We start from the raw sequence: 16659 nt of genomic DNA on the forward strand, positions 1-16659 counted from the left end.
CTTAAAACATATTTATGCTTTTTAAAAAATCGATTAGCAAATTAATCGCAGAAGCAGAGCTAAATGGCCAAGGTACATTAAAACGTACACTCTCCAGTTCTGGACTTATTGCATTAGGAGTAGGTGCCATTATAGGTGCAGGCTTATTTTCACTGACAGGTATAGCGGCGGCCGACCATGCTGGTCCTGCTGTAGTACTCTCTTTTATTATTGCGGCTGTAGGCTGTGGTTTTGCAGGTTTATGTTATGCAGAATTTGCATCGATGATCCCGGTTGCTGGATCTGCTTATACCTATTCATATGCTACGATGGGTGAATTTATGGCGTGGATAATTGGATGGGATCTAGTGTTAGAATATGCTTTGGCAGCAGCTACGGTATCTGTTAGTTGGTCCCAATACTTCAATCAACTTCTCTTAACATTAGGCGTCGAAATTCCAACTCAATTTCTACATGGTCCTTGGGAAGGTGGTATTGTCAATGTTCCTGCAATTATCATTGTTTGTTTACTATCACTACTTTTAATGCGCGGTACAGAAGAATCTTCTTTTGTAAATAACATTTTAGTTATTCTAAAAGTTGCTGTAGTTCTAATTTTCATTGTACTGGGTTGGGGATTCATAGATCCAGCGAATCACACACCTTTTATACCTGCCAATCATGGAGAAGAAATGGTGAAAAGTGGCCAGTTAAGCTTCTGGAGTTTTCTGGGTAGCGATGATTTTGGTCATTTTGGTTTTAGCGGTATCCTGAGAGCGGCTGGAGTTGTATTTTTTGCTTTTATCGGTTTTGATGCCGTTAGTACTGCTGCGCAAGAAGCTAAAAATCCTAAAAAAGGAATGCCAATCGGTATTATTGGTTCTTTGATTATCTGTACCTTACTATATGTATTGTTTTCATATGTATTGACTGGATTAGCACCATACACTGAGTTTAAAGGTGACGCCAAACCTGTTGCCACAGCATTTGCAAAAACAGGTTATACCTTCTTAAACACAGCTTTAATCGTAACGATTATCGCTGGATATACATCTGTAATCTTGGTCATGCTTTTAGGACAAAGCCGTGTATTTTATTCAATGAGTAAAGATGGTCTATTACCTCGAATATTTTCAGATCTATCAAAAAGACAGACTCCTTGGAAAACAAATTTAATTTTCATGGTATTTGTAAGTATTTTTGCCGGATTTGTGCCCGTATCCGATTTAGGCCACATGGTCAGTATTGGTACCTTATTTGCATTTACATTAGTGTGCATAGGGATACTTGTATTACGCAAAACAGAACCAAACCTGGAACGTCCATTTAAAACACCATTTGTACCGCTTATTCCAATACTCGGTATTTTAGTCTGTGTATTAATGATGGCATCATTACCTATTGAATCTTGGGAACGACTAGGTATCTGGATGTTGATCGGTGTAATAATCTACTTTGTTTATAGCAAAAAACATTCGAAAATAAGAAAAGAATATGCCGCAGAGCATAAGATAGAAGAATAACATAAAAAAGGCTGTTTCGAGATCGAAACAGCCTTTTTTATGTTATTCTAATAATTCAATATCCTAAAGAAAGGAAACTTGGATTTAATTTTCTTCTTTTGGTTCGACCTCGGTTACAATATAAACATCCTCATTTTCTTTCTTCATTTTATATTTTTCACGAGCTATCCTTTGCACTTCACGTTGATCAGAGCGGATGTCTGTTATGGTTTCTATAATACTCTCATTTTCTTTCTCGTAAAACGCTTTCTCTCTCTCCAAATTACTTTTTTGATGCTGGTAACTATATTGTGTTGCAAAATCATTACGATCAAAAAAACACATCCAAACAGTAAAAGCTATACCAGCTAAAAAATATTTGTTTCGAATAAGTGCTAAAAATCTATCCATAGTACAAAAGTAATATTTAAGATCTATACATGCTAAATCTCAATTAAATATAAAACATTTATCTGAAAATTAGCTAAAGTCTAATTATGAACACATTAATTATGGAAAAACTGCGTGATAATCATCTATTATAAAAGGAACTTGTAACTTTCTTCATTAGAAATGCGCAATCATCATCAAAAAATGAATCACCCATACTATATCCATAAAACGAGAAATCCAATATCATTACTTTTATATAAGCGCAATAATATTGCGGATCTAAGCAAAATTATCTAAGTTTAACCCTATTATTGAATAGAATCGAGCAAATGAAATATTATCTTATAGCAGGCGAATCTTCCGGAGATTTACATGGTGCAAACTTGATCAACGCATTAAAAGTCGAAGATCCAGACGCTACCTTCAAAATCGTAGGCGGCACGCAGATGGAAGAATCTGCTGATCAAAAAGCCCTAATACACACTTCGCAAATGGCCTTTATGGGCTTTGTCGAAGTATTAAAAAACTTAGGTACCATTTCAAAAAATCTAAAAAAGGTAAAAGAAGATATTATTAAAGAAAAGCCTGATTGTGTCATTTTAATTGATTTCCCTGGCTTTAACTTAAAAATCGCAGATTTTGCCAAGAAAAAAGGTATAAAAACATGTTACTATATTTCTCCAAAAGTATGGGCATGGAATCAAAAACGTGTGATTAAAATTAAACGTGTCGTCGATCACATGTTCTGTATCCTTCCCTTTGAAGTCGATTTTTATAAAAAATGGAAAATGCCCGTTGACTATGTTGGAAATCCATTACTAGATGCCATTTCATCTTACAAATTCAATCCTAATTTCATTACTGAACAACAGCTCAGCGAACGGCCAATCATCGCATTGCTGCCTGGTAGCCGTAAAATGGAAATAGAAAAGTTATTACCGGTTATGGCAAATTTAACCTACCTCTTTCCAATGCATCAATTTGTAATTGCAGGAGCACCAAATTTTGATAAATCATACTACCAGCAATACATTGGTGATCAAAATATACCAATTGTATTTAATGCTACTTACGATTTATTAAAACATGCCGAAGCAGCAGTCGTAACAAGTGGGACAGCAACATTGGAGACTGGAATTCTTAAAGTACCTCAAGTCGTTGTTTATAAAGCCAATGCACTATCTATATGGATTGCTAAACAGGTCATTAAAGTAAAATTCATTTCGCTGGTCAATTTAATTAATGACTTCTTGTCTGTAAGAGAATTGATTCAAGACGATTGTACCACTTACGATATTGCACAAGAGTTAGATCAATTGATCAATAAAGCAGAATACCGGGCAAGTGTAATGGAAAATTATGAAACATTGGCCCAAAAACTAGGAGAACCAGGAGCATCAAACAAAACCGCTAAATTAATTGTTCAGTATTTGAAGTAGCGCATTAAACCTTCAAAAACGCTATTCGTCAAACAGATGTTGTTTAACATAAAAAACAAATAGCCATGAAAAAAATAATTACAATTTTTGCCCTTGCTTTTTTGGGATTTCAATCATATGCACAAAGTAATGTTGAGCACATCAGCAAATTAGAAATTGGGAAAAAGGCTAAAAAAGTCTACAATACCAAATCCTCTGACTCGACGATTAATTTGCATATTGACACGTTGATAATGGGCGATAAAGCTTCCTTGATGTTTTACGCAAACAAAAATGTCATTTTAAATGTTGGTCACGCCATTATAGGTAATAATGCTTCTATTTCAGGGACGGATGGAAAAAATAACGGTTCCAATTTTGATATTCAAGCTAATATTCAAAAATTAGGGTCGCTGTATATTATAGCGAAAGGAGATAATGCCTTTAATGGAACAAAAACATTTCCAAATGGAAATGGTGGAAATGTTAAATTAACACTTTCAGAAAATAGTCTTGTACCGCAAAGAGAAAATAAAAAACAACCTAATTATTTGCAGATTGCAAATGAAGGTGGTGGTAAAAATGTCAATGCAACCAGCGATTTAAGATCTATTTATGATCGCGTGAGACAAGCTCCAGCTGGCTTGAGAGGACTTCCTCAAGGTCAGATCTATTCCGGTAGCCCGGGAACAGATGGCAAGACTGAGATTATAACGATTAAATAAGAAAAAGCGAGCAATGCTCGCTTTTTCTTATTTAAAATTATTTTAAAGGCAGCCTTTAAGCTTTAATTCATAAGCTACGACAAGTCTCGTCATTCTATCATAGCGGGCCATACCCTCCTTTTGATTATTATGCTTCAAATAGCCATTATAGAAGATACCAAAGACTTTATTAGTCCAGCCAGTATAATTGTTCCAAAAAGTAGCTTCCTCCTTTAGATCAGCTACTACAAGTTGGGAAAGCCGTTTTTTATAAGTAGCAAACAATTCCACATCTATTCCCCTCAGCTCCTGTAGCATATATGATGTTGTTTGTAAATAGCTGGAATAGCGGTAAAAAAGCTCTGGATGATTTTTCAATCGCACATAGGCGATAAAATTTGCTTCGTCTTCAAAACCCACACCCTGTTGATGAGCCAATTCATGAACATATGTAAAAGGACTAGAAAAAACAGGCATTGCTGTATTCACATGTGCTTCATGTGTAAAAGGATTAAAATATCCTGACACACCAAAATAGGAGACCCAATGACTATTAAGGGGACCCTTTGCACCAACTAAAGTCGTTGAAAGAAAAGATTGAAAAGTCGTATCCGACTGTACTAATGCTATCATCTCTCTTTTTATCTTTTCATCCTGATGTTCCCATTGCTTTGGATTTATTTGGGACCGCAAAATATTTGTCGAATCGAGACATGTTTCCAGGACAACAAGATAATCAGCCAACTTTAGACTATCTGTGCTTAAACCTATATTTTGTACAATGGGTATCCGGTAATAGTTCATCCCCCAGCTTATGTAAAAAAACAAGTATAAGCCCAAAATTACGTTAATAAGATATACTAGGAATCTACCTGCATAAACATACCTTTTTTTAAATAGGTACTTAACAACATTAACGATTAGTAGTAAAAGGCAACAAACAGCAAAAAAGTAAAATAAGTCCCCAATACTAAAAGGTAAATAACCAAAAAGAGCTTGTGGTAAATATGAAAAAGAAGGATACCACATTCTTGAATAATAATGCTCAACAAAAAAAGTATTTCCTTCCAGAATGGTGATTATTGCAGTAATAAAACACAGTATTGCAAAACAGATAAGTGGTTTCTTTAACATAAACGTTGTTTAGATATTAGCTCTCATTCTCAAAATATAGCTTGTAATAATTCATCCCTTTTTCTTCATCAAATCCCTTTTCAATATATTCTCGTTTACCATGCAAATAAACATGAAAATTTTTATCCAGCTTTAATACGGTCTTATAAGATGCTTCCATTTTTTTAACCGCTTTGTCAGCGATATCAAAACTGCTTTGAAAAGGAGAATCAAATTCATCTTCAAATCCAGATCGGAAGTCATTAAACATTGTTGCTGCAATAGGATTACCAATTACTTCCTCCTCAAATTCCTCTTGATCAAAAGTCTCTTTTTCTTTAAAGTAATTCAATGATTTATTGAGCAGATCAATCTTATCAGCCTTTTCTAACTCAAACATATCATCCAATTTCTCATTTACAAAGTTTTTATAAACTTTCAAATAGTTACCCGTCTGATTAAAATCATCATTACGAATTTTTATCTTTAGAAAATCATCTTTCCAATAAACTGCCTCTGTTTTATTCGTTTGATCGACAACCAGCACCTTATAACCTTCCTCTTCTTCTACATTGACTATGATCACACCCTTATCCAGTTTATTAATATTAATTGCTTCTTCCTCATAATCCAATTGAAAACCACCTTGATTCGGATATACTTTTAGATAGGTTTCCTTGTTCTCAGACTTAAAAATTCCGACAGCATCATAATTATCCCCCTCAATCTGTACATTTTTCAATGAAACCACATACACCTCGCCGGGTTTGATCTTTGGGTGCATACAAACTTCATATAAGTGTTTTGCTATCTGCTGAGAATAGTCATGAAAAGCTAATTGCTCATTAAAGAATTGCTTTGTAAAATGAAAAATTTCATTTAACGCCAGCTCCCCATTGGGATGAAACAAGCGATAAACTTCATTTACCTTTGCAAAAGGACTCATAAAATATTGCATAAGTAGAGGAGGCAATACATCGTCATTCTCAAGTGGAACAGGTTGCTCTGATAATATATAAAACTCCTCTTGTGACTTGTTGCCTACACGATGGATAGAAAGTTGATCGAAAGTTGCATCTTGATGAAAAAACATATTTCCTATTTAAATCTTATTTTTAAAAATTATATAAATCGACAGCGATTTTAAATGTTTCGCAATGTGCATTAACAATATCTTTTATATGCAAAGAATAGCCTCCCCCCATACAAACTTGAACTGGAACCTGATATTGCAAACAATTTAACAGAACAAACTCATCTCTTAATCGACAGCCTGCTGGAGAAAGTTTCAATTTTCCCAATTTATCTGTCGCCAGAATATCAACTCCAGCCTGGTAAAAAACAAAATCTGGTTTGACTTTGCTGAAGAGATTCGGCAGATGCTTGCTAAGCAACTGCAAATATACATCATCAGTTATACCATCCGAAACAGGAAGATCCAAATCAGAACTTTCTTTGATAAATGGAAAATTTTTATCCCCGTGAATCGAAAATGTAAAAACATCTTGGTCGTCTTGAAATATATGAGCGGTTCCGTTGCCCTGATGCACATCGAGGTCGATGATTAAAATTTTTTTTGCTAGCTTATTTTTAAGCAAATAACGAGCGGCCACGGCTTGATCATTCAATAAACAAAAGCCCTCTCCAAAATCATAACCTGCGTGATGTGTTCCACCTGCAATATTAAACGAGATACCATATTGCTGCGCATATAGTGCGGACTTTATCGTACCATCTACCAGATAACGTTCACGATCAACTAGACTCCCTGTTAACGGAAAACCAATTCTCCGAACCATCCTAGGATCTAATGTCAAATCAAATAAAGTCTGCACATAGTCGGGATCATGCGCTAAACAAGCAATTTCAAATGACACAAGTAGAGGTTCAAAAAAATTTTCCGCTTTCACTACCCCTTCGTGTAATAGCTGTAATGGAATCAATTCATATTTTTCCATCGGAAATCGATGGCCTGCACGTACAGGATGAATATATTCGGGATGGAACGCGATCTTTAACAAAGCTGTATATTTAAAACTTCACTAAGATAATAAAAAGGATATTTAATGGTTTTTATTGTGGATAATATTTAAAAATAATTGTTTCCCCCTCTAAAAAATAGCATATTTGATTTCAACTAATTAAATTTATGGAACTTAGCACCAAACCACAATTATCAGCCGAAGAGCAACGTGTATTAGGCTCTTTAATCGAGAAGTCAAAGGTCACCCCAGAATATTACCCGATGTCACTGAACGGTCTCCAAAGTGCCTGCAACCAAAAAACGGCTCGAAGACCTGTGGTACAATATTCCGATGAGACCATTATCAATACCTTAGCCATACTGAAAAAAAAGGGTCTTATCGCGCATGTTGTAGGTGGAGGTAGCCGTGTGACAAAGTATAAACATAATTTTGCCATACAATTTCCATTAGTTCCATCAGAACTAGCAATCATCTGTCTTCTACTACTTCGCGGACCATTAACAGCCGGAGAAATAAATTCAAATTCAGGTCGTCTGTATGATTTTGAAGCCTTGGAAGACATTACAGAACATCTTGAAAAATTAGCATCAGAAGGATTTGTAAAAGCATTAGAAAAACAACCAGGACATAAGGAAGTGCGATATATACATTTACTCGGTGATATCGATTTGGAACAATTTGAGCAAATACATCCCCTATCCGAAAATACGGTACTCCTTCATAAAAGAATTGAAACATTAGAACAAGAATTAGCACAATTGAAACAACAATTTCAAGAACTTTGGGATGAACTGCATTAAAATATACTGCTTATTTTATCCTTCTTTCAATGTGATATATTAAGAATCGCGAGCGCACAATGGTAAGCTCAACTTCAAAAAAGATCATGTGATGTAAGATAAAAATAAAATCAGTTTACATTATTTAAATCCGCAGCTTCGCTTTACTTTTTATAAACAATATAAAACGGAACAACATGAAATTTGGACAGGTATCAAATCCACAAGAAATAGATTTTACGTTACCCCCTACTTCCCCGGATACGCTAAAATTATTAAAAAAGAATAAAAACAAGGAAGCATTTGCCATCTATGTCGGATGTGCTAAGTGGAATAAATCGGACTTAAAGGGCTTTTATCCGAAAGGAACAAAAGATGAACTTCCCTACTACAGTAGCCAGTTTAACAGTATTGAGCTCAATGCAACCTTTTATAATGCACCATCAAAAGAGCAAGTTGAGACTTGGAAAAAAAAGACTCCCACAGACTTTAAATTTTTCCCTAAAATACCGCAATCAATAAGTCATTATAGCCGTCTATTAAACACTGATGAAAAAGTAAAGGAATTTACAGATAACATCGCTCTCTTTGAAGAAAAGTTAGGAATGATCTTCTTACAAATGCATGATAACTATAAACCAAAAGATATGGAACGCCTCCGTGAGTTTCTCTCTAAATTTCCGAAAGGACTACCACTTGCAGTAGAAGTTCGTAATCAGGAATGGTTTTCCAAAGCTGAAACAGCAACTGCATTTTACAAGTTACTTGAGGAATTTGACATTACAAATGTCTTAGTTGACACAGCAGGAAGACGCGACCTCTTACATATGCGTTTAACTACTCCATCGGCATTCATTCGCTATGTCGGAGCCAATGATCCGTCTGATTACACCAGATTGGACGACTGGGTTATGGTCATCAAACAATGGCGGGAAGCAGGTCTACAGAAACTATATTTTTTCATTCATCAAAACATCGAACTGGAATCACCACTTTTAGCAAGTTATTTCATCAAAAAGCTGAACAAGGAATTAAAACTTGATTTACATATTCCAGGTAGTGATAAATTATTTTAAAATTATCACTTAGCAGTGCATGATGTAAATTGTAAATCTAATTTAGAATATCATGTAAAAAAAGAGGCATCCTTAAATAAAGGATGCCTCTTTTTGATATTTATTGCAAATTATTTTTTCGCAAAACGGAAGTTCTTTCCAATAAAACGAGCATTTGCACCTAATTCTTCTTCAATGCGTAACAATTGATTGTATTTAGCCATACGATCAGAACGTGAAGCCGACCCAGTTTTAATTTGACCACAGTTCAAAGCAACAGCTAAATCAGCGATTGTTGAATCTTCAGTTTCACCAGAACGGTGAGACATAACCGAAGTGTAGTTTGAATTCTGTGCCAAAGTAACAGCATTAATTGTTTCAGTTAAAGAACCAATTTGATTAACTTTTACTAAGATTGAATTTGCAGTATCTGTATCCACACCTTGTTGCAAGCGTTTTGTATTTGTAACAAATAAATCATCACCAACCAATTGAATAGTAGCGCCAATTTTTTCTGTTAACAATTTCCAACCTGACCAATCATCTTCCTGCATACCATCTTCGATAGATATAATTGGATATTTTTCAGTCAATTCTGCTAAATAAGCAACTTGTTCTTCGGAAGTACGGATAGCACCTTTATCACCTTCAAATTTAGTATAATCGTATTTACCGTTTACATAAAATTCTGAAGCAGCACAATCTAAAGCTAGACAAATATCAGAACCTGGTTTGTAACCAGCTGCTTCAATTGCTTTTAATACAGTTTCAATAGCATCTTCAGTACCATCAAAAGTCGGAGCAAAGCCACCTTCATCACCTACTGCAGTAGATAGACCGCGGTCATGTAAAATCTTTTTCAAGTTATGGAATACTTCCGTTCCCCAACGTAAAGCTTCAGAGAATGAAGGAGCGCCTACTGGCATAATCATAAATTCTTGGAAAGCAATAGGAGCATCAGAGTGAGAACCACCATTAATGATGTTCATCATCGGAATAGGCAATGTATTAGCATTAACACCACCAATATAACGGTATAATGGTTGACGAGACTCTTGGGCAGCAGCTTTTGCAACAGCTAAAGAAACACCTAAAATAGCATTAGCGCCTAAGTTTCCTTTATTTTCAGTACCGTCCAAATCAATCATGATTTTGTCGATTGCATTTTGCTCAAAAACATCAACACCTGCTAAAGCCTCAGCAATTTTAGTGTTTACATTTTCTACTGCTTTCAAAACACCTTTACCTAAGTATTTTGATTTATCACCATCACGCAACTCTACTGCTTCGTGAACACCTGTAGAAGCACCAGAAGGCACTGCAGCACGTCCAACGAAACCATTTTGTGTCGTTACATCTACTTCGATAGTAGGATTTCCGCGCGAATCCAAAATCTGACGCGCATGTACATCAATAATTAAACTCATTGTAATATTGGTTTAAACTTTTTATATAGTATTTTATACAATACTTAGTGTAATTTTTACACTAAAAAATTATATTCTGATTTAATAATCAAATATAAATAAAATTGAGCTTATTAAAAAACGTAAACCACAATTTTATGACAAGAATGAATATATAAAGTGCAAAAAAAGAGGTTAGCAAATTGCTAACCCCTATCTTTATACTGATCGATTATTTTTTAATCAACTCAATGAAATCATCAAATAAATAACGTGAATCATGTGGACCAGGTGACGACTCTGGATGATATTGTACCGAGAACGCATTTTTTCCAATTACACGGATACCTTCAATCGATTGGTCATTTAAATTGATGTGCGTAACTTCAACTTTTTCTGACTGTTCAATATCTTCTGCAACAACACCAAAGCCATGATTCTGTGAGGTAATCTCACAACGGTTAGCAATAATATTCTTAACCGGATGGTTGATACCGCGGTGACCGTTGTGCATTTTTTTCGTACGGATATCATTTGCCAAAGCCAATATCTGGTGTCCAAGACAGATTCCAAACATCGGTTGGTCTGCCGCTAAGATATCTTTTACCGTTTGAATTGCGTAACTCATCGCTGATGGATCACCAGGACCATTAGAGATGAAATATCCTGCAGGATTCCATTCTTGCATTTCTGCAAAAGTAGTTTTAGCAGGGAATACTTTTGCATACACTTCTCTTTGAGAGAAATTGCGAAGAATATTCTTTTTAATACCTAAATCTAATACTGCCACACGTACAGGAGCATCTTCATTACCATAAAAATAAGGTTCTGTTGTAGAAACCTGAGATGATAATTCAAGTCCATCCATGGAAGGAACAGTAGCTAAAGTAGCTTTTAATGCTTCAACATCTAAGTTTTCAGATGAAATAATAGCATTCATTGCACCTTTATTACGGATATGACGCACCAAAGATCGCGTATCAATATCTGAAATACCAACTAAATTTCCCTCTTCAAAATAGCTCTGAATAGATTCGTCGGCCATTTTGCGACTATAGTTAATATTATAATTTTTACAAACTAATCCTGCGATTTGAATCTTACTAGATTCAGTATCATCTTCATCAATTCCATAGTTACCAATATGGGCATTGGTTGTTACCATAATTTGTCCGAAATATGAGGGATCGGTAAAAATCTCTTGGTAACCTGTAGTTCCGGTATTGAAACAAATTTCGCCAGTAGTCGTTCCAATTTTTCCCGCTGCTTTTCCGTGATAAACCGTTCCGTCTTCTAAAACTAAAATTGCAGGCAATTTGCTGTAGTTGGTCATTATTTATTAAATATAAAATTGTTTTTCCTAATTCCTTGCTTTATCGAAGTTTTGGTGTATAAAAAAAGCCCTAAATGGGCTAAATAATCAATTAACAATTGATTCAACGATAACGAAATTATCGTTTTTTACAACATTTGCGAAAGCATTTACTTCAATTTTCACAGGAGACAAAGGTATAACAAAATCATCAAAGTAAAAAGACTTTTTTTATAATATTGTGATATTCCCAAAATATAACGTTAAAATCACCAATCTTAATAAGATAATGAAGTGTTTATTAATCACTTTCAATTACATTGCCCGATGCATCGCGAAAATTTCCAATGACAATCATAACAAGATCAATAATATACCAGATACCACATCCGCCAAAGGTCAATAATTGAATAATCCCAGTACCGATCTTACCTACATAAAAACGGTGAACACCAAACGGTCCTAAAAAAATACAAAGTAATAAACAGGCTAACCACCTCTCATCTCTATTTTGATTATTAGATTGCTGGGTATAATACATCGGTTGACGAACACCACATGATGGACATATTTCTGCCTTCGCATTAATAATAGCTCCGCATTCTACACAATATTTTTGTGCTGCTTGATTCATAATATAATTAGTTTAGACACTAAAGTTACAAACTACCGTTCAATACAGGAGCTAAAAAATAAAAAAAGCGATTACATCGTATGTAATCGCTTTTTTACCAAAAAATAATCAATTACAAATTGATTGCTTTCCAGATCATATCCTTCAATTGCAAAATATTTTTTCCTGCAACAGATGATATAAAGATATACGGTAATCCTTCCGGAACTTCTTTTTCCATTTCTCTCTCCAATTCATCATCCAACATATCAGCCTTAGTAATCGCCAATAATTTTGGTTTATCACGAAGTTCTGGATTATAAACTGAAAGCTCATTTAATAGAATATCATATTCCTGCTTTATCGTGCGCTCCGTATCTGCAGGCACCATAAATAATAAGACAGAGTTTCGTTCAATGTGCCTTAAGAATCGATACCCTAAACCCTTACCTTTAGAGGCACCCTCAATAATACCAGGAATATCTGCCATTACAAAAGATTTCCCATCACGATAACTCACGATACCAAGATTAGGAACTAAGGTAGTAAAAGGATAGTTCGCAATTTCAGGTTTCGCCGCTGAAACAACAGATAATAATGTAGATTTTCCCGCATTTGGAAAACCAACCAATCCTACGTCGGCTAATACTTTCAATTCTAGAATAATCCAACGCTCTTGTCCAGGTAGACCCGGCTGCGCAAAACGTGGCGTTTGCTGAGTTGAAGATTTAAAGTGCCAGTTACCTAACCCACCTTTACCACCGGGAGTTAAAATTTGCATCTCTCCATCCTCAGTGATTTCAAATAAAACCTCTCCCGTTTCAGCATCTTTAGCCACTGTTCCTACAGGAACCTCTAAAATTTCATCCTTCCCTGAGGCACCCGTACTTGTAGCGGAACTACCTGATTCACCACTGGAAGCAATGATATGCTTCCTATATTTTAGGTGCAATAAAGTCCATAATTGTGTATTCCCTTTAAGGATAATATGACCTCCACGACCACCATCACCTCCATCGGGTCCACCCTTCATGGTTGTTTTATCTCGATGTAAGTGCGCTGAGCCTGATCCTCCGTGTCCCGATCGACAACACACCTTCACATAATCGACAAAATTAGAACCTTGCGCCATAGAAATAAAATATATTTGTTATTAAAACGTCTCCGCTTTATTATTTAATAATTGTCAATAATAGCAGTCAATTCTCCAAAAATAAAATCGATATCACCAATACCGTTTACTTTGGACAATTTACCTTGTGCTTCATAATATGGTAACACATGAATAGTTTTTGTAAAATATTCATCAATACGTTTTACCAATTTATCAGCAGCATCATCCGCACGGCCAGAAATCTCCTGACGTTTAGCAATGCGTGTTTTTAATTCATCTTCATTTACATCTAAAGCTATAACTACAGAGATAGAAGAATTAATACCAGTTAAAAATGCGTCCAACGCCTCTGCTTGTGCCACAGTACGTGGAAAGCCATCAAAAATAAATCCTTTTGCGTCCGGATTTTTCTTCACCTCCTCTTCCAACATCGCAATCGTAACCGAATCAGGCACTAAGTTTCCGTCAGCAATAATCTGACTGACTTGTTGACCTAGAGCTGTCTGGTTTTGAATATGAGCTCTAAAGATATCACCTGTTGAAACATGAACTAACTGATATTTATCGATAAGCTTCTGCGATTGTGTTCCCTTTCCTGCCCCCGGAGGGCCAAATATTACAAGGTTTAGCATAGTAGTATTTAGAGTAATAGAGTAAAAAAATAAAAGCCTAATCGCTATATTGATTAGGCTTTTCAAATAGTGCGCTCAAAGGGAGTCGAACCCCTAACCTCCTGATCCGTAGTCAGGTGCTCTATCCAATTGAGCCATGAGCGCGTCAACCATTACGTCATCTTCATTGCTGTTCTTCCGTTTTGGTGATGCAAATATAGGCAAAATAGCACTGCCTCCAAATTTTTTTTTCAATTTTTATCTAATAGACTGATAATGAAACAAAATAAAAAATCATCAATCAAATACAATTATGCTTAATCATAATCAACAGATATAAAGAGCTCGCACACGGCGAAATTCGATATATATAACCACCAAAGAAGAATTTTTAATCCCTAAATCACCCATTATACGTATTCAAGTTATTTCATCTTTGAAAGGATTATCTTAAAATAATTAAAAAAAGTTTCCCAAAACTCTAAAGCAATTTTTTCAGTTACTATATAAAATGCTGATTGCATTTGAAATACTTTACCTGTACCTCTGTCAACCCATAAACTAGATCTTATTTTAAAAATAGAAGAAAATAAAAACCTTTTAACCAGAAAGACTCGTATAAAAGGAATATGGAATATTCTTTATTCCAAATCACCAAATTCAACATACAGCTGTTTGTGGTTTATAAAACTAACCGGTCGTTTAGTTCCCAGAATCATTGCCTTCGACTTACTCCAAGAAAAAGGAACACGATTCTCCCTTTCCTTCAAAACGAGCAGCTGATAAGACTTGTCTGTTTTCATCTGCTTAACATCCGATAACTTAACAGACAAAACCTCATGAAAATCAGGTTTTCTACTGATCAAATGGCTCAGAAATTGTTCTTTCATATTTCCGAATAAGATGTACTGCAAATCTACAGGCCTTGGATTATCTTTATCAAACTGTTTATAATAGACAACCTGCTTGATTTTAAGAGAAATCGAATCTAAAAGCTTAAATCCTCCCCTTTCAAAATGACCTCTATATACATTTGCCTTAAATACTTTGGTCTGATTAACCATTTCTGGCAAAACAAAAACTTCTGGTTCAATCGTATAAACAAATTCTTCAGGAAATGCTAAACGGCTAGTGCGATATTGCTCTAGATCGGCCTTAGAAAATTCAAGCTCCAGAATAATCTGATAGTCGTGTGGCTGATGAAACATAGGTAAATGTTCAGCATATATAGTCTCCATCCCCATCAATAACATTCCATGAATATTAGGCTTATCAGGATAATGAGCTTGCTGGGCAGATATTATTTTGAAAGTGAAGAGTAAAAAAAGGAGACAAATACTTTTATAATTCATTTTGGCGAAATTTAAATATAGCAACAAAAATAGCGGATAGTTAAATAAAGAGTTTAAACGGAGTGTCATATTCCTATTAACCCCAATTAAACTATATGATGAAACCTTCTATTTATAATTTGGAATGGAACAAAAAAAGCTTAGTCGTAATGGACTAAGCTTTCTAGTAGTGCACTCAAAGGGAGTCGAACCCCTAACCTCCTGATCCGTAGTCAGGTGCTCTATCCAATTGAGCCATGAGTGCATTTTGAGCGACTTTTATTTAAAGTCATACCCTTTTGTTTGGTGATACAAATATCGGGACTTTTTTCAATTCTGCAAACTATTTTTAAACTTTTTTAGACAAAAAAAGTAATATTTTTATTATCTTCTTGATAGTATTACATTTACAAAGGTTATTTTTTTAATATTTTTTTTCACAAAGACGTACTTATGTCCAAAAAAGAAACGAAACTCAGCAAAATACGTATTGACGACATCAGCATTTCATATATGATAAGACCTAGTAAGACAGATAAAGCTGAAAAAACAGTTATCTTTTTACACGGTTTCCCTTTCAATAAAAATATGTGGCGCGCACAGATGCAACAATTAGACGAACAATTTATCGGAATAGCAATAGATATTAGAGGACACGGACACAGCACGCGAGGTCATGGCTTTTTTAGTGTGGATGTTTTTGCAAAGGATTTAATCCAATTCATCACACATTTAAATTTAAATAACGTTGTACTTTGTGGTATTTCGATGGGAGGCTACATTGCACTGCGCACTTACGAATTAATAGGAAGTACACTTCAAGGACTCATTTTAAGTGACACCCATTCTTTTGCCGATAACAATATGGCAAAACAAAAACGTTTTGATTCAATCCAAGCTTTACTAAAATATGGAAAACGTCCATTTTCATTAGGTTTTATTGAAACAGTATTTTCAAAAAAGACATTAACTGAAAACCCAGAAGCGATTGAAACAATAAAGAGTGCCATTCGGCGAAACGATCTGCAAAACATTTGTGCGACACAATTAGCATTAGCGGCCCGTACAGATACAACAGCTATGTTAAACACTATAACAGTGCCCACATTGGTCATCAAAGGGAAAGAAGATAAGTTAATCACAGATCTACAGACCAAAACCTTACTTGACAATATTGCCCACGTTAAATTTATTGAATTTACGGAATCAGGTCATTTACCTAATTTGGAAGAGCCCGAAAAATTCAGTGGAGAGGTCAACTCCTTCTTAAACTCGCTCTAGTTACAGACATAAAAAAATGCAGTGGATAAAAATCAACACTGCATTAAATTGGATGTACCAAAA

At 35.1% G+C, this 16659-nt stretch carries 16 protein-coding genes and 2 tRNA genes; 6 read left to right on the forward strand and 12 right to left on the reverse strand.

Going from position 1 to position 16659, the window contains the following annotated elements; translation table 11 throughout:
* Nucleotides 1–14: 14 nt before the first annotated feature.
* Nucleotides 15–1502 carry an amino acid permease gene (locus FHR29_RS12555; protein WP_183915023.1) on the forward strand — a complete coding sequence of 496 codons (1488 nt, stop codon included), beginning with the start codon at nt 15–17 and terminating at the stop codon, nt 1500–1502.
* A gap of 84 nt (nt 1503–1586) precedes the next feature.
* Here FHR29_RS12555 and FHR29_RS12560 read toward each other — a convergent pair whose 3' ends face one another.
* Complete coding sequence (locus FHR29_RS12560) at nt 1587–1892, reverse strand: septum formation initiator family protein (RefSeq protein WP_132772861.1); 306 nt, start codon at nt 1890–1892, stop codon at nt 1587–1589.
* A gap of 311 nt (nt 1893–2203) precedes the next feature.
* Here FHR29_RS12560 and lpxB point away from each other — a divergent pair, with 311 nt between their 5' ends.
* Both lpxB and FHR29_RS12570 read left to right on the forward strand, forming a co-directional pair.
* Nucleotides 2204–3313 carry a lipid-A-disaccharide synthase gene (gene lpxB / locus FHR29_RS12565; protein WP_183915025.1) on the forward strand — a complete coding sequence of 370 codons (1110 nt, stop codon included), beginning with the start codon at nt 2204–2206 and terminating at the stop codon, nt 3311–3313.
* A 65-nt stretch (nt 3314–3378) separates the two neighbouring features.
* Nucleotides 3379–4017, forward strand: coding sequence for a hypothetical protein (locus FHR29_RS12570; RefSeq protein ID WP_132772865.1), 639 nt, complete (start codon nt 3379–3381; stop codon nt 4015–4017).
* A gap of 42 nt (nt 4018–4059) precedes the next feature.
* Here the strand turns inward: FHR29_RS12570 and FHR29_RS12575 are convergent, their stop codons facing one another.
* Genes FHR29_RS12575 through FHR29_RS12585 form a run of 3 tightly spaced genes read right to left on the reverse strand, consistent with a single transcriptional unit; the run spans nt 4060 to nt 7130 of the window.
* The gene (locus tag FHR29_RS12575; RefSeq protein ID WP_183915027.1) at nt 4060–5130 is read right to left on the reverse strand and encodes a DUF3810 domain-containing protein; all 1071 of its coding nucleotides are present in this window, start codon (nt 5128–5130) and stop codon (nt 4060–4062) included.
* Between the two features lie 16 nt (nt 5131–5146).
* Nucleotides 5147–6202 carry a nucleoid-associated protein gene (locus tag FHR29_RS12580; protein ID WP_183915029.1) on the reverse strand — a complete coding sequence of 352 codons (1056 nt, stop codon included), beginning with the start codon at nt 6200–6202 and terminating at the stop codon, nt 5147–5149.
* Nucleotides 6203–6224: 22 nt separating this feature from the next.
* Complete coding sequence (locus FHR29_RS12585) at nt 6225–7130, reverse strand: histone deacetylase (protein WP_183915031.1); 906 nt, start codon at nt 7128–7130, stop codon at nt 6225–6227.
* Between the two features lie 128 nt (nt 7131–7258).
* Here FHR29_RS12585 and FHR29_RS12590 point away from each other — a divergent pair, with 128 nt between their 5' ends.
* On the forward strand, nt 7259–7894 hold the full coding sequence (locus tag FHR29_RS12590; RefSeq protein WP_132843394.1) for a YceH family protein: 636 nt from the start codon (nt 7259–7261) through the stop codon (nt 7892–7894).
* Between the two features lie 176 nt (nt 7895–8070).
* A complete protein-coding gene (locus FHR29_RS12595) occupies nt 8071–8949 on the forward strand; it encodes a DUF72 domain-containing protein (RefSeq protein ID WP_183915033.1) in 879 nt (292 codons plus the stop codon).
* Between the two features lie 110 nt (nt 8950–9059).
* Here FHR29_RS12595 and eno read toward each other — a convergent pair whose 3' ends face one another.
* From eno to FHR29_RS12635, 8 genes are all read right to left on the reverse strand, one after another.
* The gene (gene eno, locus FHR29_RS12600) at nt 9060–10355 is read right to left on the reverse strand and encodes a phosphopyruvate hydratase (protein ID WP_021192290.1); all 1296 of its coding nucleotides are present in this window, start codon (nt 10353–10355) and stop codon (nt 9060–9062) included.
* A gap of 211 nt (nt 10356–10566) precedes the next feature.
* A complete protein-coding gene (carA, locus tag FHR29_RS12605; RefSeq protein ID WP_183915043.1) occupies nt 10567–11667 on the reverse strand; it encodes a glutamine-hydrolyzing carbamoyl-phosphate synthase small subunit in 1101 nt (366 codons plus the stop codon).
* Nucleotides 11668–11947: 280 nt separating this feature from the next.
* Nucleotides 11948–12280 carry a TM2 domain-containing protein gene (locus FHR29_RS12610; RefSeq protein ID WP_132843389.1) on the reverse strand — a complete coding sequence of 111 codons (333 nt, stop codon included), beginning with the start codon at nt 12278–12280 and terminating at the stop codon, nt 11948–11950.
* A 112-nt stretch (nt 12281–12392) separates the two neighbouring features.
* Nucleotides 12393–13391 carry a GTPase ObgE gene (gene obgE, locus FHR29_RS12615; protein WP_132843387.1) on the reverse strand — a complete coding sequence of 333 codons (999 nt, stop codon included), beginning with the start codon at nt 13389–13391 and terminating at the stop codon, nt 12393–12395.
* 44 nt (nt 13392–13435) lie between these two features.
* On the reverse strand, nt 13436–14005 hold the full coding sequence (locus FHR29_RS12620; RefSeq protein WP_132772880.1) for an adenylate kinase: 570 nt from the start codon (nt 14003–14005) through the stop codon (nt 13436–13438).
* A gap of 70 nt (nt 14006–14075) precedes the next feature.
* Nucleotides 14076–14149 (reverse strand) — tRNA-Arg (locus FHR29_RS12625).
* Between the two features lie 476 nt (nt 14150–14625).
* A complete protein-coding gene (locus FHR29_RS12630; protein ID WP_132843385.1) occupies nt 14626–15336 on the reverse strand; it encodes a hypothetical protein in 711 nt (236 codons plus the stop codon).
* Nucleotides 15337–15506: 170 nt separating this feature from the next.
* Nucleotides 15507–15580: transfer RNA gene (locus tag FHR29_RS12635), tRNA-Arg, on the reverse strand.
* 188 nt (nt 15581–15768) lie between these two features.
* Here FHR29_RS12635 and FHR29_RS12640 point away from each other — a divergent pair.
* Nucleotides 15769–16596, forward strand: a complete 828-nt coding sequence (locus FHR29_RS12640) for an alpha/beta fold hydrolase (protein WP_183915045.1) — start codon at nt 15769–15771, stop codon at nt 16594–16596.
* Nucleotides 16597–16659: the final 63 nt, after the last annotated feature.

The sequence above is a fragment of the Sphingobacterium sp. JUb56 genome (genome assembly GCF_014191365.1).
Taxonomy (GTDB): domain Bacteria; phylum Bacteroidota; class Bacteroidia; order Sphingobacteriales; family Sphingobacteriaceae; genus Sphingobacterium; species Sphingobacterium anhuiense.